Origin of the sequence: Cryobacterium sp. PH31-L1 (genome assembly GCF_030063145.1) — a bacterium.
Taxonomy (GTDB): Bacteria; Actinomycetota; Actinomycetes; order Actinomycetales; family Microbacteriaceae; genus Cryobacterium.
This window is the reverse complement of the sequence record NZ_JASISM010000006.1, coordinates 243,071-262,953: the sequence shown is the minus strand read 5'-3', so window position 1 is coordinate 262,953 and position 19,883 is coordinate 243,071. Positions and strand designations below refer to the sequence as shown.

Sequence of the window (19,883 nt, the reverse complement as noted above, 5' to 3'; positions counted from 1 at the left end):
AATGCCGTTCTCAGCACCCTACGGCCGGCCGAGAACCTCGCGCAGCACCGGTACGAGCCCCTCGAACGCGATCGCCCGATGGCTGACCTGGTTCTTCACGTGCGCCGACAGTTCGGCGGCCGAAATGGCGTAGCCCTCGGGCAGAAAGATCGGGTCGTAGCCGAACCCGTTGGCGCCGGCCGGTTCGAACAGAAGCTGCCCCGGCCATTCGCCGGTCACGGTCCGCTCGGTACCGTCGGGCAGGGCGAGGGCTGCCACACAGGTGAAGTGGGCGTCGCGGTGTTCCTCGGGAACGTCACTGAGCTGCCAGAGCAGCAGGCGCAGGTTTTCGCCGGCGTCCTTGGCCGGCCCAGACCAACGCGCCGAGAAGATTCCGGGTGCCCCGCCGAGAATGTCGACGCAGATGCCCGAGTCGTCAGCGATCGCCGGTAGTCCGGTGTGCGCTGCGGCGGCACGCGCCTTGATCAGGGCGTTCTCGGTGAAGCTGATGCCGTCCTCGACCGGTTCGGGGCCGTCATAGGCGAGCACCTCCACACCAGGAAGTTGCGGGGCCAGAATGCGCCGTAGTTCCTCGACCTTGTGGGCGTTGTGGGTGGCCAGAACAATCTGCACGGTCAGCTGGCCAGCGCGCTGGTCTGAAACTCGGTCAGGGTGACGGCGCCCTTCAGGGCGAGGTCGAGCAGTGTGTCGAGCTCGCTGCGGTCGAACGGTGCAGCCTCGGCGGTGCCCTGCACCTCGACGAACTTGCCACGCCCGGTGACGACGACGTTCATGTCGGTGTCGGCGCGCACGTCTTCGGTGTACGCCAGGTCGAGCATGGGCACGCCGCCGATGATGCCGACGGACACGGCCGAGACACTGTCAATGAGCGGCTGCGCCTTCTGCGAGATGAACTTCTTGGTGCGTCCCCACTCGAGGGCATCGGCGAGGGCCACGTAAGCACCGGTGATGGCTGCGGTGCGGGTACCGCCGTCGGCCTGCAGTACGTCACAGTCGAGCACCAGGGTGTTCTCGCCGAGCGCCTTCATGTCAACGACGGCACGCAGGCTGCGGCCGATCAGGCGGCTGATCTCGTGGGTGCGACCACCGATCTTGCCCTTGACCGATTCGCGATCCATACGGCTGTTGGTCGAGCGGGGCAGCATCGAATATTCGGCGGTGACCCAGCCTTTGCCCTTGCCGCTCATCCAGCGCGGAACTCCGTTGGCGAACGACGCCGTGCAGAGCACCTTGGTGCGGCCGTAGGAGATCAAGGCCGACCCTTCAGCTTGGTCGCTCCAGCCACGCTCGATTGTGATCGGGCGCAGTTCGTCGTTGGTGCGCCCGTCGGCGCGCAGGTTCTCGGTCACGGAGTACTCCTAGTGTTTCGGGTGTAGTGGGGACTGTGGGGCTGCTGCCAGTTCGGCGAGGTTGAGCGTGCCGGTCTCGATCAGGTCGACCCGGCTGACCTCCGGTCCGATCAGGCGATGGGCGAGGGCCAGAAAGTCCTCGGCGCTGTCGCCGGTGGCTTCATACCGGTAGCTGGGCGGGCTGGTGCGCGAGCGTTCCAAGCCCTGACTCACCAGAACCCGGTAGACGTCATTGGCCGTTTCGGTGTCGCTCGAGACAAGGGTGACGCCCTCCCCCATCACGTAGGAGATGGCGCCGCGCAGAAAGGGGTAGTGGGTGCAGCCGAGCACGAGAGTGTCGACGTGCGCTGCGCGGAGCGGCGCGAGGTATTCCTCGGCGACAGCGAGTACCTCGTCACCGGTCGTGACGCCCGCCTCGACGAACTCGACGAAGCGCGGGCAGGCTTGGCTGAACAGGGTGATCTGGGGCGCGGCGGCGAAGGCATCGTTGTAGGCGCGCGAGTTGACGGTGCCGAGGGTGCCGATGACCCCCACGCGCTGGTTGCGAGTGGTGGCGACAGCGCGGCGCACAGCGGGCTGAATCACCTCGATCACCGGCACGCTGTAGCGCTCACGGGCATCCCGCAGCATCGCTGCCGACGCCGTGTTGCACGCGATCACGAGCAGTTTGACGTCTTGAGCCACGAGATCGTCGAGCACGTCGAGGGCGAAACCGCGCACGTCGGCAATCTTCTTCGGCCCGTACGGCGAGTGGGCCGTGTCACCGATATACAGGATGGATTCGTTGGGTAACTGGTCCTTGATCGCCCGGGCGACGGTCAGGCCGCCCACTCCGGAATCAAAAATACCAATCGGTGCATCGGTCACGGAGATCAAGCCTAGCCCGATCAAGCGGATAAGCTGTGCCGGGTGACCCCGTCCCCCGCGTTCCTCGCTCCAGCACACCGTGGCCCAGCCGGCCGCACACCAGCACTGCGCACCGATCGGTACGAGCTCACCATGGTGGATGCGGCCATCCAGAGCGGCACCGCCGATCGTGCCTGCATGTTCGAAGCCTTCGCCCGCCGTCTGCCCGCCGGTCGCCGCTACGGCATCGTCGCCGGCACTGGTCGCCTGCTCGAACTGATTCGTGAGTTTCGCTTCGAGACCGAGGAACTGACCTGGCTCGCCGAGAACTCGGTCGTGCGCACTGCCACCCTCGACTTCCTGGCCGACTATTCCTTCAGCGGCAACGTCTGGGGCTACCAGGAGGGTGAAGCCTACTTTCCCGGTTCTCCCCTGCTGCTGGTGGAGAGTACCTTCGCCGAGGGCGTCATTCTGGAGACCCTCGTGCTCAGTGTGCTCAACTACGACATCTCCGTTGCCAGTGCCGCCGCGCGCATGGTCTCGGTGAGCCTCGGCCGCCCGATCGCCGAGATGGGATCCCGGCGCACCAACGAGCACTCGGCGGTCGCGGCCGCGCGCGCCGCTTTCATCGCCGGCTTCGCATCGACGAGCAATCTGGAGGCCGGCCGGCAGTGGGGTCTGCCGACCATGGGTACCGCGGCCCACTCGTTCATTTTGCTGCACGACAGCGAGGAAGAAGCGTTCCAGGCGCAAGTGGATGCCTTTGGTTCCGCCACGACACTTCTCGTTGACACCTACGATGTACCGGCCGGCATCGCCCTGGCAGTCAAGATCGCCGGGCCGGAGCTCGGCTCGATTCGTATCGACTCCGGAGATCTGCCCACCGTCGTTGCCGCAGCACGCGCGCAGCTCGACGCACTCGGCGCGGTCAACACGAAGATCACGGTCACCAGCGACCTCGACGAATTCGCCATCGCTGCCCTGTCCGCCAGCCCGGTGGACGCCTTTGGCGTCGGCACCTCGGTCGTCACGGGGTCGGGCGAACCCGCCGCCGGCTTGGTCTACAAGCTGGTCGCGCACAAGGGCCACGGCGACGACTGGATCTCTGTCGCGAAAACGTCGACCGCGAAGCTCTCCATCGGCGGCCGCAAGAATGCACTCCGCCGAGTGGATGCCGTCGGCACCGCCCAGGAAGAAATCGTGCTGCTCGGCGACGGCCCGGGTGCTCAGTCCGACACGGGCAGCGGACTGGAGCGGGCGCTCCTGGTTCCGCTGATCCAGGAAGGTAGGGTCGACGAACGGTATCTGGGGGCGGCCGGGACGCTACGCGCACGCGCGCACAACGCATCCGTTATGCAGGAACTGCCGATCGAGGCTTTTCGGTTGGGTCGCGGCGAAGCCGTTATTCCCACCTCGTACCGCTAGCTGCTGAGCTACTTGGCCTTCATCTTCTCGTAGATGGCCTTGCAGGTCGGGCACACCGGAAACTTTTCCGGGTCACGGCCGGGCAGCCATTTCTTGCCGCACAATGCCTTGACCGGCTTGCCCGAAATGGCCGATTCGAGAATCTTGTCTTTCGGGACGTAGTGCGAAAACCGTTCGTGATCGCCGGGCTCGATCTGCTCCTTATTCAGGAGTTCTTCGAGCTCGCGGTCGAGCGTGGACGTTCCGCCGCCGGGCTGGCCGGGTTCTGCAATGCTCGCACGAATTTCAGTCATGGGACCAGTCTAAGCAGTCAGCCGGTCAGGCGCGCTGGGCGGAGGCGAGCATCTCCGGACCGCGCCGGTCGAAGGCACGAGAGCCGACCCAGATTCCCAGGATCACGGCCACAAGGCCGAGACCGAGGCCCGCGCCGAGAGCGCGCAGGTGCCAGGCCGGATCCTCGAAGATTCCGAGGTAGGCGAAGATGAGCGCGGGCAGAGCCACCACGATCGATCCGGTGAAGGTCAGCGACTGCACCAGCGCCGAGGCGGTCTCAGAGGCCTGCGGCTGCGCGAACGGGCTGTCACCGGGTTTCGTCACCGGGTAGGGAAACCGGGTGGAGGTGTAGCCGGAGAAGCCCAAACCGGCCAAGAGGATGCACGTGCTCACGCCCAGCATCGACGGCAACACCGACCAGTCTCCGTAGAACGAAATACTGATGGCCGAGCCGATGCCGATGAGCGGGATGCCCATAGCCAGGGCGGGAACCAGCCGGCCGATGCGGTCGGCCACGCCCCGCGTTCCTGAGGCCACGTGCAGCCAGATGGCCGTGTTGTCGTAGGCAACGTCGTTGTGCATCGTCCAGCCGAGAAAAATGCACATGAGCGGCACGGGCACGAGGGCGAGGTAATGCAGCGGCACACCGACGATACTCAGCGGCAGGATCGCGATGATCGGCACGATCGGAATCATGATCAGCGACACCCAGTACCGCGAGTCGCGCGCCCAATAGGTGAACGTGCGTGCGGCGATCGCGCCAACGGAGCTGTGCGGCAGCCGGTCGAACCATCCGAGCCCGGAGTACTGCTTCGCCGCGGCCTCACGGCCGGGCGATACCAGCATGCGGGCCACGACGAGCTGCCAGATCAGCCACAGGGCGTAAGCAGAGGCCGCGGCGATGAGCAGCTTGAGGATGGCCGCGCCCCAAGCGCCCGTGGAGGCATCACCCGGGGCAGCCCACGCTGCGCCGAGCGGTGTCCAGCCCAGAATCGTGGCGAGGGTGGCCAGCAGGCCACGGCCATGGCGACCCGAGTCCGTGCTGAGTAACACCACGACGAGAGGAGAAATCAGCACCAGCAGGACGACACCGATCATGCCGGTGAATTCCCGCGAACGTCTGGTCGACAGGAGGAAGGCTGCCAGGGATGCGCTCACCCGCGACAACAGAATGCAGGTCGCGAGGATCAACGCGGCGGATACCAGGGCGAGCAGGGTCTGTCCGACGCCGCGTGACCAGGTGAAAACTGTGCCGAGCAGCACGATCGAAAGAGTGAGCGCCGGAACGCCGATCAGCGCCGAGCCGGCCAGACCGAGCGACAAGGAACGGTTGGGAATTCCGAGGAACGCAAACTTTCGCGGGTCCATGCTGTCGTCGATGCCGACCACGATGGGGATGATCAGAAAGCCCAATGCCACGGCCGATCCGGCCACGGTGAGAGAATCCCGAATGAGTGCCGGGTCACCAACGAACCGCAGCGTGATCAGTGCGACCAGAATTGTAATGGCGACACCGAGGCCGTAGAGCAGGCCCACGACGAGGCCGACGACCTGCCAGGGACTACGACGGAACAGGTTGGCGAGCAGCCGGAGTTTCAGTCCGAAAAATTGTGCAACCACTCCATACCCTCCGCGACCTTGCGCCCACCGGCGAGTTCGACGAATCGATCTTCCAGCGTCTTCTGTCCACGCACTTCGTCGACGGTTCCCGCCGCCAGGACGCGGCCCTGCACGATGATGGCAACATGGTCGCAGACGCGCTGGATCAGGTCCATGCCGTGGCTGGACAGCACGACGGTTCCCCCGGCGGCGACGTACTTCTGCAGGATCTCCGTGACGTTGACCGCGGAAACCGGGTCGACCGACTCGAACGGTTCGTCGAGAACAAGCACGCGCGGGGAATGAATCATGGCGCAGGCCAGAGCGATCTTCTTGGTCATTCCGGCGGAATAGTCGGCGACCAGACGGTTGAGGGCGTCCTCGAGGCCGAACGCGGCGGCCAGGTCGGCTGAACGGGCGCGCACGGTGTCGTTGTCGAGGCCGCGCAGAGTGCCCGCGTAGTAGAGGAGTTGTGCGCCGGTGAGGCGGTCAAACAGGCGTAGCCTGTCGGGTAGAACACCCATCACGCGCTTGGCTTCGTTGGGCCGAGCCCAGACGTCGATACCGTGGATCAGGACTTTTCCGGCGGTCGGCCGCAGCAGCCCCGTGATCATCGACAGGGTCGTGGTCTTTCCGGCCCCGTTCGGCCCGACGATGCCGTAGAACGAACCCGCTCGAACGCTGAGGTCGAGATCGGAGACCGCGACGTTGTGACCGAACCTCTTCACGAGGCCGACGGCTTCAATGACGATCGGGGCTTGCACCATCGAAGTCACATCGACTGCCGGCTGAACCGTCGACTGCACGGTCAGCGGGGCGGCTGGCTCCACGGTCGGTTGCGCTGTCGGCTTTGCAGTCGGCTGGTCGACGGGCTGGGCGACCGGATTTGCTGTCGGCGGGGCCGGCGCGGAGCCGGTGGACTTCACGGCTGGCCCTGCTGTGGCGCTGGGAGAATTCGTGGCGGGCGTGGTCGGCTCGGCGGGATCGCTCGCGGTATCCGGCAGCGGTTCAACCGGCGTAGCCTGCGACGCTGCCGTTTCGAGCGTGACGAGGGCGTCGCGGGTCACGTACGGCCGCGTGGTCTCGTCGGTGGAGTTCTCGGCGAGCGTCTGTGCGGCCGGCCTGGACGAACCGGCAACCGGAGGGGAATTCAGCGTCGTCGGTTTCTTCGGGGGCGTTGTCCGTACGGTCGGCTTGCGCACAGTTGGTTTACGCACTGCTGGCTTACGCGCGCCGGCAACCGGCGTGACAGTAGGCGGCTTAGCTGCGGCAGGCTTGACTGCGTGCTGGTCGGCAGTCGGCTTGGCCGCTATCGGCTTGGAAGTAGTCGGCTTAGCTGCGGCAGGCTTGACTGCGTGCTGGTCGGCAGTCGGCTTGGCCGCTATCGGCTTGGCAGTAGTCGGCTTGGCAGTAGTCGGCTTGGCCGCTATCGGCTTGGCAGCAGTCGGATTGGCAGTAGTCGTCTTGGCCGCAGTCGTCTTGGCCGCAGTCGTCTTGGCAGCAGTCGGCGTCGCGACAGCGGACGTGGTTGACGCCGTCGTGCGCACCGCGGGCTTACGCACAGCGGGCTTACGCGCAGCCGGCTTGCGCACGGCTGGTTTGCTGGCCGACGGCCCTGCGGCGAGCGGTGCCGTCGATTCGGCTGCGCGGTTCGCGACAGACTCATCGTCACGTTCGGGGTGGGGCGGCACAAAAGTCACTTCGCTAACCTACCAAGGACCGCTGACCCGGGGGCGCGGGAGACGTCGCAGCCACCGGTTCAACCTGTGAGTAGGCTCCACGCCGGGTCACGAAATGGACACGTGCTGAGCTGATTCTTACCTCGGAACGACCCAACAGGTTATGGTGAGATTGACATAACGGTGTGTCTTTACGTGAACATGTGGGTGAATCCTAAGCAAACTCTTCGCAACTGAGTGGGTTTTGCGGCGTAGCCCCAACCATTCTTGAGGAGATAATCGTGACGACGCAGGCAAAAATGCGCGCAGTCAAGACGCAAGTTGTCATTCTGGCGGCCGGCATGGGCAGCCGCCTTGGGCGTTCGCTGCCAAAGCCGCTCACCGAGCTGAACGACGGCCGCACGATCATGCAACAGCAGTTCGACAACATCAACCACGCCTTCGGCAACGCTGCCAAGGTCACGATCGTCGTCGGGTACAAACTCGAGCACATCATCGAAGCGTTCCCGCAGGCATCCTTCGTCTACAACGAAGAGTACGACCAGACCAACACCTCGAAGAGTCTCCTGCGCGCCCTGCAGGCGTCGAAGCCCGGCGGCGTGCTCTGGATGAACGGCGACGTCGTCTTCGACCCGGCCATCCTCGACCGCGCCGCGGCCATGATGGCCCGCGACCAGTCTTTCGTCACGGTAAACACCGACAAGGTGTCCGATGAAGAGGTCAAGTACACCACGAGCGCCGAGGGCTACATCAAGGAACTGTCCAAGACGGTCAAGAACGGCCTCGGCGAAGCTGTAGGCATCAACTTCGTGTCCAGCGCCGACAAGGCAACGCTGATCCGCCAACTGAGCAAGGTCGCTGACCAGGACTACTTTGAGCGCGGCATTGAACTGGCCATCGAACACAACCGCATGCTCGTGGAGCCGGTGAACATCTCCGACTTCTACGCCGTCGAGGTGGACTTCGCCGAAGACCTCGAGCGCGCCAACCTGTTCGTCTAGGCCTTCGTCACTGCACCACCCGAAACCCCCACGCCCCGGCGTGGGGGTTTCGTCGTGCGTGGCGCAACGGCGAGGCCACTGGCACAGAACGCTACCCGTACTCCCATACGATAGACCGCGTGAGTAGTTACGCCCAGGTGCGCCCCGAACAGCGCACACCGATCGCCCGATATCGGCATTCGCTGTGGTTGCTGACGCAGCGCGATTTGCGTGTGCGCTATTCGACGTCGGTACTCGGGTACTTCTGGTCGATTCTTGATCCGCTCGTGATGGCCGGCATCTACTGGTTCGTCTTCACCCAGGTATTTGACAAAAACGTCGGTACCGACCCCTATATCGTGTTCCTGCTGGCTGCCCTGCTGCCCTGGATGTGGTTCAACGGCGCTGTCTCGGACTGCACGCGTGCATTTCTGCGCGAGGCGAAGCTCATCCGCTCCACCCGCATCCCCCGCACCATCTGGGTGAACCGCCTGGTGCTCTCCAAGGGCATCGAGTTTCTCGCGTCGATTCCGGTGCTCGCTTTGTTTGCGATTCTGTACGGCGCCGAATTGAACGCCGACGCGCTGTTCTTTCCGCTCGCCATTCTCATTCAGGTGATCCTGACCGCCGGTGTTGGCCTGCTGGTCGCCCCGCTCGTGGTGTTCTTCCGCGACCTGGAGCGGGCCGTCAAACTGATTTTGCGTTTTCTGTTCTACGCCTCGCCCATCATCTACGGCACCACCGACCTGCCGCCCGAGCTGCATTTCTGGGCCGCTTTCAACCCGCTGACCGGTATATTCAGCCTGTATCGATCGGCATTCTTTCCGGAGCAACTCGACTGGTTCGCGGTCGCGATCAGCGCCGTCATGTCCCTCGTCTTCCTCGGGCTCGGACTGCTGGTCTTTCGCCGCACCGAGCGTGCCGTGTTGAAGGAGATCTAGTGGCCCAGGGGAAAGCGCCCACTCCGGGAACGCCGGTGATCTCGCTGCAGGATGTCGGCATCCGCTTTCGCCGGAATCGGCGTGGGCGTCGCAATTTCAAGGATCTCTTCGGCGCCAGCAAACGCCGCAGCCGGCCGGGCGAATTCTGGGCACTGCAGCACGTAACGTTCAGCGTGCAACCGGGCGAGGCCATCGGTGTCGTCGGGCGTAACGGTCAGGGCAAGTCCACCCTGCTCAAACTCGTCACCGGAGTCGTACTGCCCGATCAGGGAACCGTGCACGTCAGCGAAGGTGTGGCACCGCTGATCGAGATTACGGGAGGGTTCGTCGACGACCTCAGCGTGCGCGACAACGTCTATCTGACCGCGGGTCTGCACGGCATGACGCGCAAGCAGATCACCGAACGCTTCGACGAGATCATTGAATTCGCCGAAATCGCCGACTTCATCGACACGCCATACAAGCACCTGTCCAGCGGAATGAAGGTACGGATCGCCTTTGCGGTGATCTCCCGGCTCGAAGAACCCATTCTGCTGGTCGACGAGGTGTTGGCCGTGGGCGACAAGGCTTTTCGGGAGAAATGCTATCGCCGCATCGAAGAACTTCTCGCGGGTGGTCGCACCCTGTTCATCGTCTCGCACAATGAACGCGATCTGCGGCGCTTTTGCACCCGTGGTCTCTACCTCGACAAGGGGGATCTTGTGCTCGACGGGCCGATCACCGACGTGCTGGCACGCTACAACACCGACTACGGCGTCAAGCCGGCACCCTGACCCTAGCGCAGTCGCCGAGTCGCGAGAGGTTCCTGGGAACGACGAAAGTCGATCGCGATGTAGGCGTCGCGAGTCGGCGGTAGCTGCTCGACGGCGAGACCGGTCACGAGCTCACTCAATTCGAGTTGCAGCACGGCCGCCAGCCGAATGAGCGTGTACATCGTGGGGTTGCCGTGACCCCGGTCGATACGGGCGTAATTCGAAACGTTGAGCCCGGCGAGCAGAGCGACGGACTCCTGATTGAACCCGAGCGCCAGGCGGCGCTCCCGCAGGTGGAGGCCGAGCAGTCGGGAGGCTTCTGATTTGGGCTCAAGCATTCCTCAGTTGTAGCGGCGCAGAGGATTCTTGACTAGCGGGTGGACATTTGATGAAACATAGTATTTGTACGTCGGCGCCCGCCCGCGCGTCCAACGCGCGCCCCTCTGCACCACGTACACTCGACGAGACGCAACCGAGGAGAGCGAGCAATGGCCAGGAAGAGCACACCCATGCTGTCGTCGACCGGCGGAACTCCGCAGGGCGGCGCGCTGCCGAGCGGGTTCGTCAAGGGCTTCGATCGGGTTCTGGCCGTTCACCGACCGGTTGTGCTCGCCCATATTCGCAGCATCCGACGGCGCAATCCCTACGCCTCCCCCGAGCAGATCGTGCGCATTCTGGAGAAACGCTATCTGGCAGCCGTCACGGCCGGCGGCGCGGCTGTGGGCGCAACCGCGGTCATCCCCGGCGTCGGCACCGGCATCACGCTTGCCCTGTCGGGAGTGGAGACCGCCGGTTTTCTCGAGGCGACCGCGCTGTTCACCCAGTCGGTGAGCGAGGTACACGGCATCGCGGTCGAAGACCCGGAACGTGCCCGCGCCCTCGTCATGACCATGATGCTCGGCCGCGAGGGCAGCGATCTGGTGCGGCAGCTCGCCGGGCAGGTGACCGGCTCAGGAACCGCACGAAACACCTATTGGGGTGAGCTCATCACCAACAGCCTGCCCCGCGCAATTCTCGGCCCGCTGACCGACCGGCTCAAGAGTGCTTTTCTGCGCCAGTTCGCCACCCGCGGTAGCGCCAGCCTGCTTGGCAAAGCCCTGCCGTTTGGCATCGGAGCCGTGATCGGCGGTGCCGGCAACCATATTCTGGGGAACAAGGTCATGCAGGCCTCACGCCTCGCCTTCGGCCCGGCACCAGCCGGTTTTCAGCCGGATCTGGAACCCCGGGTGCGCGCGATCACGGTACGCGAAACGCGACGGGGCAGGTCGGTGGCCGCCGCGCCGACGGAGCCGCCGGCATCCGTTTCGTGGCCCACGGATCCCTCAGCCACGTAGCGTCGCGCGCCAGCCTGCCGCACGCGCGGTGAGCGGATGCTCGCGCTGCCGGCCTGCCACGCGCGCGCAGTAGAGGACCGCGCGGGCAGCACCTGGCCGCGTCGCGGCGCTACTCGGCGTCGGGAATCGTCGCCGAGTCGGGCACAATCGCGATATCAGCGTCGTGCACGGTCGCGAACCGATCCCACTCGTCCATCAGGTGCGCAACGGCCGCGTGCAGTCGCTCCGTCGCGACGCCCGGCGTGGTGTCGCCGAAGTAGCGCTGCACCCATCCCTGCAGCCGTTCCACCGCGGCCTCATCGTGCGTGAGCCGTTCGACGGCAACCGCGATGCCGGCGGCGTTCTCGGCGGGCAACCACTCACAGTCCGAGAGATACCCGCTGGTGTCGATCACGGCCGTCGGGTTCACCGGTCGGGTGACGATGAGCGGCTTACCGGTGGCCAGGCGGTCGTAGACCATAGCGGAGATGTCGACGATGGCGACATCCGCTGCGGCCAGCTGCCAGCCGAGGTCAGGGCCCGCGTCGTAGACGTGCTGCGCGTGCGGGTCGCGCGCGTTGGCCGAAGCGATGGCCGCGATGATGCTCTTGTTGGCGGCCCCGTAGGTGTGGTCGACGACACCGCTGCGCGGGTGTGGCCGGTAGATCACCCGGTGCGTGCCGGTGGCCAGCAGGGCGGTGACCAGGGCGACCCCGTGGGTCGCGACGGAGCCATAGGCGGCAGCTGACCGGTCACCCTCCCAGGTGGGGGCGTAGAGCACGACCTGGCGTTCATCGGGCGTGTAGGGCAGCTCACCGCTGAAGTAGTCGGCCTGGGGGCGCCCGATCTTGATGGCGCGCTTGACGAAGTCGTAGTCCCAGAGCACTCGGTCCAGCCGGGCGAGAGCGGCGTCTCCAGCGACGAAGGAATAGTCGTACGCCTTGAACTGATTCGTGATCATGTACATCTTGTCGCTCTCACCGTGGTTGATGAAAACGTGCCAGCAGCGCCCGTAGCGCATCATCTGAAAGTTGCGCGGGTTCTGGTTGACGTAGAATACGATGCGAATGTCCTGCTCGGCCACAATCTGCTCGAGCTGCGGAACCGTGCGCACGTACGCAACCGGAACCGGAGACTCATCCATGAGCTTGAGGGTGCCGCCACCGGTACGGCTGAGAACGAGCACCGGCCAGGTCTTGGCGAGCGTGGCGAGCGGCTGGTACCACTGCCGCATCTGGTACAGGTTGACCGGCCCGTCGGCAAAGTAGACGGCGATCTTGAAGTGGTCATCTTCGCGGAGCTCGCGCGCCTTCAGCGGACCCTGGAGTCTGTGTTGGGCCTTGCGGGAGGCCACAATGTCCCTGACCAGTTTGATTGCACGCCTGACGTCTTTCCGAATTACCACCGAACAAGACTACCTTCCGTCAGATGATCGGCGGGCGTCCGGCGCGGGTCATCCGCCAGACGGTACGGGCTCGGAGCGGATGCCGCGGCCCCGGGTCGCTCTGCCACCCTTCACGCCAGCCGCCGAACCACGCGCGCAGTGCCAGCCGGTTGCGCGGCGCCCAGCGCAGCACCTGGATTGCCGTCCACGAGCCCACGTACAGAGGCACCAACAGGGCGGGCAGGTTGCGGCGGGCCAGCCAGACCCGGTTGCGGGCGTTCAGCCGGTAGTAATCGGCGTGCCGGGTGGGCAGGATCACCGGGTGGTTGGCAACCAGATCGCCGGCATACCAGGCGACCCGGCCCTGGTCCCAGACGCGCCAGGCCAGTTCAATTCCTTCGTGGGCGTAGAAAAACGGTTCGGCCCAGCCGCCGGTCGCGTCGAAAACCGCGCGCGGCAGCAGTACGGCCCCCTCCCAGACCGAGAACACCGGTCCGGGTGTGGTCGCTTCACCCTTGCGGATGCGGGGAATCCACCGACGCGGCGATTCGATTCCGGCCGGGTCTTCGACACGGGGCTGCAGCAGCCCGATCGTCGGGTCGGAGCGCAGCTTGCCGATCGCCGCGATCAGAAAATTCGGGTCGGGAATGCTCGCATCGTCGTCGAGAAAAAACAGATACTCGCCGGTGACGTGCGATACCCCGCGGTTGCGGCCGGCCGGAATGCCGAGGTTGGTGGGGAGTCCGAGCGTCTGCACGCCGGCCGGCAGCTCGGTCGGCTGCCAGCCGTTGCCGACACAGACCACATCGAGCGTCACTCCCTGCTGCGCCAGCACCGAGCGGATGCCCCGGTCGAGGTCGACCGGCCGGGTTCCCTGCGTGAGTACGACGACGCCGACCGTCGGGACGGAGTCGTTAAGAACGGACACGCTTGGACGCCATGATGGCCACGAAATGGCCGATGAGCGAGAGGAACGCGAGCGGTACCAGCACGATGAGCACGGCCCGGTCCACGAGCGGCTGCCCGAGGAACAGCCCGATCACGGCCGCGGCGAAGATCACCATGGTCAGTTCGACCGAGTGGTACAGCCGGTGGAACGGCACGAAGCGGGCGAGCCGGCGCACCCGGGCGATCAGGCTCGAGGTGGGCGTCTTCTCACCGTGGGTATCGGCGAGCTTGGTCAGGCCGGCATTGGCGCGGGCGACATGCACCATGTCGTTGAGCGCCTTGTTCAGGACGATGATCAGGGCGAGCAGCAGCGCCAGGCTGGTCCAGAGAAAGTCTTCGGGCGATTCGAACGGGTAGGCGGCCGCCCGAATGCCAAGCGCGATGGGAATGAGCGACTCGGTGGAATAATGCCCGACTTTGTCGAGGAACACTCCGGCGGGCGAGGAGGTACCGCGCCACCTCGCCACCTCGCCGTCGCAGCAGTCGATGAGCATCTGCACCTGGCTGAGCGCGAGAGCGAGTACCGCCCCCCAGATTCCGGGGATCAGGAGGGCTGCCGCGGTCGACCAGCCGGCCAGGATCATGAGCGCGGTCACACCGTTGGCCGAGATGCGCGTCTTCAGCAGCATCCAGGTGAGGTACGGCGACAGGTCGCGCAGGTACAGGCTCGCCGTCCAATGCTCAGCGTTGGCGCGCAGGCGCACCTCCGGCGGCTGGGCGACGGCGCGCAGCTGTGCGATCGACTCCGGCCTGGCCGCCGGGTCGCGGGCGATATTCGGCGAACTGGTCATCCGCTCACCTTCCCGTGTGTGCCGTGATATTGCTGGTGAGTTTCAGGTATCCGAGCACGAACCCGATCCCCCAGCAGAAGTGAATGCAGGGCAAGACTACGAGAAAATTGAGGGACGCACGAAATCCGTCCGGCCGGGCCGCTGCAAGCGTCGCAGCGACCACGATGAGCAGATACCCGGCGGGAACGATCAGGCCCAGCAGCAGCCACGGCGCCGCACCGAAGACTGTCTGCACCACGCCGCCGATGCCCAGGAGCAGTCCGAGTGCCACTCCCAGCACCATGGCCGGCGGCACGAAATAGCGGATGCCGTTGGCCCCCGGATACCGCCTGGCCAGCTCACCGCGCCAAAGCCCGGTCGAGAGCATCTGCCGGGCCAGCTGGGCCAGGGTCGGCCGCGGCCGATAGAGCACGCGCAGTTTCGGGGTGAACCAGACCGTGCCGCCTGCTTCGCGGAGGCGTCGGTTCAGGTCCCAGTCCTGGCCGCGCTTGACGTCCTCGTCGAACAGGCCGACGTTCAGGATGCTCTCGGTGCGAAAGCAGCCGAGGTACACGGTTTCGGCGGCGGCTTCCGCCCCACCAACGTGATGCGGTGTGCCGCCGAGGCCGATCCGGGTGCCGTAAGCGCGGGCCACTGCGCGCTCGAAAGCACTGATGCCGCGGGCATCCATGATGCCGCCGACGTTGTCTGCTCCGGTGCGTTCGAGGGTCTCCACGGCGATGCGGGCGTACTCAGGAGGCAGTACGGAGTGCGCGTCGACGCGGATGACCACCGCGTACTGGGAGGCACGGATGGCGATATTCAAGCCCGCCGGAGTCGACCCGACCTCGTTGGCTACTACCCGAATGCGCGCGTCAACGGCGGCCATTTCCTCGACCAGTTCGGTCGTACCATCGATGCTCGGGCCGAGGGCCAGGGTGACCTCGAACGGTCCCTGATAGTCCTGAGCCAACAGACTCTCAACGGCGGCTCGCACGTGCGTCGCCTCGTTGAGAACGGGCATCACGTACGACACCCCGGGAAGAAAACCCGTACCACGTTGGTGCACCTGGCTGGCCAGCTTTCCGGTTATTGGGTAGGACGATCGAGCCTACCAGCCCACGAATTTGCCACGCACCGCGCGCCGAACGCACATGCTGACAAAAACAGATCGCGCCGCCGGACCAGCCGGCGACGCGATTGTGGGAAGGAACAGAAGCGAGCGGTTAGCTGGAGAGCTCGCCGACAGTGACCGAGACAGTGATCGACTTGCCGTCCCGGACGTAGGTGAGATCGGCGCTGCCGCCGGCCGGGAGCACCCGCACCTGCGCGGTGAGGTCGATCGAGTCCGTGATCGGCACACCGTTGAAGTTGGTGATGACGTCGTCGGCGGTCAGACCGGCCTTGGCAGCGGCGCCACCGGAGGTGACCTCGCTGATCAGCGCACCAACCGTGCTGCTGGTCGAACTGGACGCGTCCTTCACGCTCGCACCGAGCAGGCCGTGGGTGGCCGTTCCGTTGGCGATGATCTCGTCGGAGATGCGCTTGGCGAAGTTCGACGGGATGGAGAACCCGACGCCGATGCTGCCGGCGGCCGACGAGGAGGTAGTGCTGCCGGCGCTCGCTATGGCCACGTTGATGCCGATCAGTTCACCGCTGCCGTTGAGCAGCGCGCCGCCGGAGTTGCCGGGGTTGATGGCGGCATCCGTTTGAATCACCGGGAGCGCGATGCTGGCGGTGGCGGCCTGCGAGCCCTGCGACTGGGTGCCGTCCTGGTTCGGAAAGTCGAAGAAGAACGGGTTCTGGTTTTGGCCTTCGTTGGGCGTTGTGGTGTCTGGCGAAGTGGGGGCGGCCGAGCTCGCGACGGTGATGCTGCGATTCAGAGCGCTGACGATGCCGTCGGTGACGGTCCCGGAGAGGCCGAGCGGGGCGCCGATGGCGATGGCGCTGTCACCGACGTTGAGCTCGGAGGAATCGCCCCAGGCAATGGGACTGAGACCACTCGCGTCAGTCAGTTTGATCACAGCGAGGTCGGAGATGGGGTCGGTGCCGACCAGAGTCGCAGCGTAGAGCTTGCCGTCGTTGCTCTTCACCTCGATTTTCACATCGGAGGCTGCGCCGTCGAGGGTGACCACGTGGGTGTTGGTGAGCACGTAGCCGTCGTCGGTGAGAATGACGCCGGAGCCGGTTCCGCCGGCTGAGTTGCTGGAAACGTCGATCGTCACGACGCTCGGCGAGGCCTTGGCCGCGACGGCGGTGATCTGGTTGACGCTCTTGGTGTTGTTCACCACGACGTTGCTCGGGCCGGAGGCCTGGCTAACCGGTACACCGTTGTTTTGGCCGCTTATCATGAGTGCGGTAATGCCGGCACCGGACGAACCGCCAACGAGGGCACCGATGGCGAGGGCGGCGATCAGCGCGACACTACCCTTGCGGCGACCGGGTTCCTTGGACTTGGCGGCGAAGGGCTGGCCGGTATAGGCGTCCGTCGGGTAGGAGTCTGCTGTCGCATAGGCCTGGGGTGCTGCGTTCGGGGCGTAGGCGGAGGACGACGCTGTCGGGGTTTCAATCGGGCGACCGAAGGCATCCGTGGGGTACGAATCTGTGGGGTAGGCAACCGTTGGGTTGGCAGCGGGATAGGTTTCGGCGGGGTTGTTGTCTGCAGGATGGGTCTCGGCGGATGCGTTCACGACGGGCTCCGGTGAAACGGATGCTGCCGGCTGGCTCGGTGCGGCAACGACCGGCACGGCGGGCACGGCGTTGGTCGACGGCGCGGTCGGTGCGGAAGGCGCGGCCGGCGCGTCGGTCGGCGGCACCATCGGTGGTGCGATGGGCGGGGTAGCCTCGCCGGAATCGTTCACGGCAAAAGCTGCGGCATCATCGGACCTGTCAGGGGTGGTGCCGGAATCATTGGTGTTGTCAGTCATCGGGTGCTCCTTCCAAGCGTTGCCAGCTTTGCGCCCAAACCTGAACGTTCGATATGTACACACTGAGAGCATTCAATGATCAAGCCGAGACGTTGCCGGGGCGATAGTTTGGAAACCATGCAGCATTCATCACGGGCCGAACCCGCCCTGACCATTTCTGGCGCCTGGCAACGCACGGCCAGAGGTGCCGGACTACTCGCCGCGGACGGCAGCGTTGCGGCGAGCATCTTCGCCGAGATGAGCGCTCTCGCAGCGCGCACCGGTGCGATCAACCTCGGACAGGGCTTTCCTGATGAGGACGGGCCGGCCGTGGTGCTCGAGGCGGCGCGCCAGGCGATCAGCGACGGAGTCAACCAGTACCCGCCGGGCCGAGGCCAGCCGATTCTGCTCGAGGCGATCGCCCGGCACCAGCAGCGGTTCTACGGACTGACTCTCGACGCGGGCAGCGAAATCCTGGTGACTGCGGGAGCGACCGAGGCTCTCGCCGCGACGATTCTGGCACTGATCGAGCCCGGTGACGAGGTCGTCACCTTCGAGCCCTTTTACGACGCGTATGGCGGTCTGATCGGCCTGGGCGGAGGCATCCATCGCACCGTGCCGTTGCGTGCGCCCGATTTTCAGCCGGACCTGGACGCGCTGCGGGCCGCGGTCACCGACCGCACCCGACTGATCGTCGTGAACGATCCGCACAATCCCACCGGAGCGGTCTTTCCCCGCGAAACCCTCGAGCTGATCGTGGAGCTCGCCCACCAGCACAACGCCATCATCGTCACCGATGAGGTCTACGAACACCTGACCTTTGGCGCGCCGCACATCCCGATCGCGACCCTGCCGGGAGCGTGGGAACGCACGGTCACCATCTCCTCGAGCGGCAAGACGTTCAGCCTGACCGGCTGGAAGGTGGGCTGGCTGAGTGCGCCGGCCGCCATCGTCACGGCGATTCTCGCGGTCAAGCAGTTTCTCACCTACGTGAACGCGGCACCGTTCCAGCCGGCGATCGCCGTGGGGCTCGACCTGCCCGATGCCTACTTCGCCGGAATCGCCGCCGATATGAAGGCCAAACGTGATGTGCTGGCGACCGGGCTGCGGGCGGCGGGGTTTGAGATCAGTGTGCCGCAGGGCTCGTATTTCATCGTGGCGGATGCGACACCGCTCGGCTTCACCGATGGCGCTGAGCTGTGCCGAAAGCTGCCCGGGCTTGCCGGGGTCGTCGCGGTGCCGATAGCCGCGTTCTGTTCCCCCGCCAACCGAGCCGAGTACGCGCCCCTGGTGCGTTTCGCCTACTGCAAGAAGGAGCCCCTGCTCGAGCAGGCCTCGGCCCAGCTGGCGGCACTCTCCCGTGCATAACTCCTGCAAATTCTGCGACAGCGGATTCTGAACGCCGCAATGACGCGGAACTTTCGCTGACGGCGCACGAATTGCAGGAGTTATGCACCCAGCGCGTGAGGGGGGTGACGCGGGGTTACGAGGCTAGAGCGGGGTAGTCGGTGTAGCCCTCGGCACCATCGGCGTAGTAGGTGAGCGGGTTGGGCTCGTTCACCGGCAGGTCATCGCGCCAGCGGCGAAGCAGGTCTGGGTTCGCAATGGCGGCGCGCCCCACGACCACGGCGTCGGCGACGCCGTCGCTCACGAGGGCGATTGCCTCGTCGCGAGCGGTGATGGCACCGAATCCGCTGTTGATCAGGAACACGCCGCCGAAGCGGATACGCAGGTTCTGCACGAATTCTCCGCGCGGGTCGGCGTGCAGCACGCTGAGGTAGGCCAGGCCGAGCGGAGCCAGACCGTCGACGAGGGCACCATAAGTGGCCGCGAGGTCGGCGGCATGCGTTTCGAGGGCATCCTGGATATTGTGTTCCGGTGAGATGCGGAGGCCCACCTTGTCGGCGCCGATCGCCGCGGCAACAGCGGTAGCGACATCGATAACGAACCCGGCGCGTCGTTCAGGCGAGCCGCCGAAATCGTCGTCTCGCACGTTGGAGGCGGGAGACAGGAACTCGTGCAGTAGGTAACCGTTGGCGCCGTGCAGTTCGACGCCGTCGAATCCGGCCGCGATGGCGTTCTGCGAGGCGAGCACGAACTCGGCGATGATGCCGGGCAATTCCTCGGTCGTGAGCGCGTGCGGTACCGGGTATGCCTGCTTGCCGTCGTAGGTGCGGGTACTGCCGTTGATGGCAATCGCACTCGGCGCGACGACGGGGAAGCCGCCGTTTGTGGCCTCGTGGGTGACTCGACCGGCGTGCATGACCTGGGCGACGATGCGACCGCCGGCGGCATGCACCGAGTCGGTGACCGCTTTCCAGCCCGCCAGCTGCTCCGGCTCGACCAGCCCGGGCTGGCCGGGGAAGCCCTGGCCGGCGTGGCTCGGGTAGGTGCCCTCACTCACGATCAGGCCGAGCGAGGCGCGCTGCGTGTAGTGCAGGGCAACCAGGTCGCCGGGCACACCGGACTGGCCGGAGCGGATGCGGGTCAGCGGCGCCATGACGAGACGGTTGGGGAGTTCGAGGTCGCCCAGGTTCAGCGGAGAAAAGAGATTCACGGGCACTTCTTTCACAATCAGCCGGTCGGTCAGACCGGACACGTTCGTTGGGGGGTACCAGGCAGATCCTGGGTACCCGTAGTCGGCAACGGGCTGCAGGCGCGCGATATTCCTGCCTGTCAATTGGCTGGACGGCCGCGGTTAGCGAGAAGGCCAGGCGG

General features: G+C 65.5%; 19 protein-coding genes. 6 read left to right on the top strand and 13 right to left on the bottom strand.

Going from position 1 to position 19,883, the window contains the following annotated elements:
* Positions 1-18: 18 nt before the first annotated feature.
* Genes rdgB through murI form a run of 3 tightly spaced genes read right to left on the bottom strand, consistent with a single transcriptional unit; the run spans position 19 to position 2,216 of the window.
* Positions 19-618 carry an RdgB/HAM1 family non-canonical purine NTP pyrophosphatase gene (gene rdgB, locus QMF22_RS13720; protein ID WP_283454703.1) on the bottom strand — a complete coding sequence of 200 codons (600 nt, stop codon included), beginning with the start codon at positions 616-618 and terminating at the stop codon, positions 19-21.
* Positions 615-1,349: a ribonuclease PH gene (gene rph / locus QMF22_RS13715; protein WP_283454525.1), complete on the bottom strand. Its 735-nt coding sequence runs from the start codon at positions 1,347-1,349 to the stop codon at positions 615-617. Before rph ends, rdgB begins: the two co-directional genes overlap by 4 nt.
* A gap of 9 nt (positions 1,350-1,358) precedes the next feature.
* Complete coding sequence (gene murI, locus QMF22_RS13710; protein WP_283454523.1) at positions 1,359-2,216, bottom strand: glutamate racemase; 858 nt, start codon at positions 2,214-2,216, stop codon at positions 1,359-1,361.
* A gap of 42 nt (positions 2,217-2,258) precedes the next feature.
* Between murI and QMF22_RS13705 the strand changes: the two genes are divergently transcribed.
* The gene (locus QMF22_RS13705) at positions 2,259-3,620 is read left to right on the top strand and encodes a nicotinate phosphoribosyltransferase (RefSeq protein ID WP_283454521.1); all 1,362 of its coding nucleotides are present in this window, start codon (positions 2,259-2,261) and stop codon (positions 3,618-3,620) included.
* A gap of 8 nt (positions 3,621-3,628) precedes the next feature.
* Here the strand turns inward: QMF22_RS13705 and QMF22_RS13700 are convergent, their stop codons facing one another.
* Genes QMF22_RS13700 through QMF22_RS17535 form a run of 3 tightly spaced genes read right to left on the bottom strand, consistent with a single transcriptional unit; the run spans position 3,629 to position 7,192 of the window.
* Entirely contained in the window at positions 3,629-3,913 is a 285-nt protein-coding gene (locus QMF22_RS13700) for a DUF3039 domain-containing protein (protein ID WP_283454520.1), read from the bottom strand.
* Positions 3,914-3,938: 25 nt separating this feature from the next.
* Positions 3,939-5,513: a hypothetical protein gene (locus QMF22_RS13695; RefSeq protein ID WP_283454517.1), complete on the bottom strand. Its 1,575-nt coding sequence runs from the start codon at positions 5,511-5,513 to the stop codon at positions 3,939-3,941.
* A complete protein-coding gene (locus QMF22_RS17535) occupies positions 5,489-7,192 on the bottom strand; it encodes an ABC transporter ATP-binding protein (RefSeq protein ID WP_502846960.1) in 1,704 nt (567 codons plus the stop codon). Before QMF22_RS17535 ends, QMF22_RS13695 begins: the two co-directional genes overlap by 25 nt.
* 278 nt (positions 7,193-7,470) lie before the next feature.
* On the opposite strand from QMF22_RS17535, the gene QMF22_RS13685 reads away from it, so the two are divergent.
* The 3 genes from QMF22_RS13685 (at position 7,471) to QMF22_RS13675 (ending at position 9,865) form a co-directional block, all read left to right on the top strand.
* Positions 7,471-8,172 carry a phosphocholine cytidylyltransferase family protein gene (locus QMF22_RS13685; protein WP_283454698.1) on the top strand — a complete coding sequence of 234 codons (702 nt, stop codon included), beginning with the start codon at positions 7,471-7,473 and terminating at the stop codon, positions 8,170-8,172.
* Positions 8,173-8,291: 119 nt separating this feature from the next.
* Positions 8,292-9,092 carry an ABC transporter permease gene (locus QMF22_RS13680; protein ID WP_283454515.1) on the top strand — a complete coding sequence of 267 codons (801 nt, stop codon included), beginning with the start codon at positions 8,292-8,294 and terminating at the stop codon, positions 9,090-9,092.
* Positions 9,092-9,865 carry an ABC transporter ATP-binding protein gene (locus QMF22_RS13675; protein ID WP_283454513.1) on the top strand — a complete coding sequence of 258 codons (774 nt, stop codon included), beginning with the start codon at positions 9,092-9,094 and terminating at the stop codon, positions 9,863-9,865. Before QMF22_RS13680 ends, QMF22_RS13675 begins: the two co-directional genes overlap by 1 nt.
* Positions 9,866-9,867: 2 nt before the next feature.
* Here the strand turns inward: QMF22_RS13675 and QMF22_RS13670 are convergent, their stop codons facing one another.
* Complete coding sequence (locus QMF22_RS13670; protein WP_283454511.1) at positions 9,868-10,182, bottom strand: helix-turn-helix domain-containing protein; 315 nt, start codon at positions 10,180-10,182, stop codon at positions 9,868-9,870.
* A gap of 150 nt (positions 10,183-10,332) precedes the next feature.
* Between QMF22_RS13670 and QMF22_RS13665 the strand changes: the two genes are divergently transcribed.
* Positions 10,333-11,178: a hypothetical protein gene (locus QMF22_RS13665; protein ID WP_502846959.1), complete on the top strand. Its 846-nt coding sequence runs from the start codon at positions 10,333-10,335 to the stop codon at positions 11,176-11,178.
* A gap of 109 nt (positions 11,179-11,287) precedes the next feature.
* Here QMF22_RS13665 and QMF22_RS13660 read toward each other — a convergent pair whose 3' ends face one another.
* The 5 genes from QMF22_RS13660 to QMF22_RS13640 form a co-directional block, all read right to left on the bottom strand.
* Positions 11,288-12,562, bottom strand: a complete 1,275-nt coding sequence (locus QMF22_RS13660; protein WP_283454509.1) for a CDP-glycerol glycerophosphotransferase family protein — start codon at positions 12,560-12,562, stop codon at positions 11,288-11,290.
* A gap of 19 nt (positions 12,563-12,581) precedes the next feature.
* Positions 12,582-13,469 (bottom strand): glycosyltransferase family 2 protein, encoded by an 888-nt coding sequence (locus tag QMF22_RS13655; protein WP_283454506.1) that lies wholly within the window; start codon positions 13,467-13,469, stop codon positions 12,582-12,584.
* Positions 13,456-14,280, bottom strand: a complete 825-nt coding sequence (locus tag QMF22_RS13650; RefSeq protein ID WP_283454504.1) for a CDP-alcohol phosphatidyltransferase family protein — start codon at positions 14,278-14,280, stop codon at positions 13,456-13,458. Before QMF22_RS13650 ends, QMF22_RS13655 begins: the two co-directional genes overlap by 14 nt.
* A gap of 4 nt (positions 14,281-14,284) precedes the next feature.
* Entirely contained in the window at positions 14,285-15,340 is a 1,056-nt protein-coding gene (locus QMF22_RS13645; RefSeq protein ID WP_502846961.1) for a glycosyltransferase family 2 protein, read from the bottom strand.
* 145 nt (positions 15,341-15,485) lie between these two features.
* Positions 15,486-17,186 carry a S1C family serine protease gene (locus QMF22_RS13640; protein WP_283454500.1) on the bottom strand — a complete coding sequence of 567 codons (1,701 nt, stop codon included), beginning with the start codon at positions 17,184-17,186 and terminating at the stop codon, positions 15,486-15,488.
* A 147-nt stretch (positions 17,187-17,333) separates the two neighbouring features.
* On the opposite strand from QMF22_RS13640, the gene QMF22_RS13635 reads away from it, so the two are divergent.
* Positions 17,334-18,533, top strand: coding sequence for an aminotransferase class I/II-fold pyridoxal phosphate-dependent enzyme (locus tag QMF22_RS13635; RefSeq protein ID WP_283454694.1), 1,200 nt, complete (start codon positions 17,334-17,336; stop codon positions 18,531-18,533).
* A gap of 115 nt (positions 18,534-18,648) precedes the next feature.
* Here QMF22_RS13635 and QMF22_RS13630 read toward each other — a convergent pair whose 3' ends face one another.
* The gene (locus QMF22_RS13630; protein ID WP_283454498.1) at positions 18,649-19,722 is read right to left on the bottom strand and encodes an alkene reductase; all 1,074 of its coding nucleotides are present in this window, start codon (positions 19,720-19,722) and stop codon (positions 18,649-18,651) included.
* Positions 19,723-19,883: the final 161 nt, after the last annotated feature.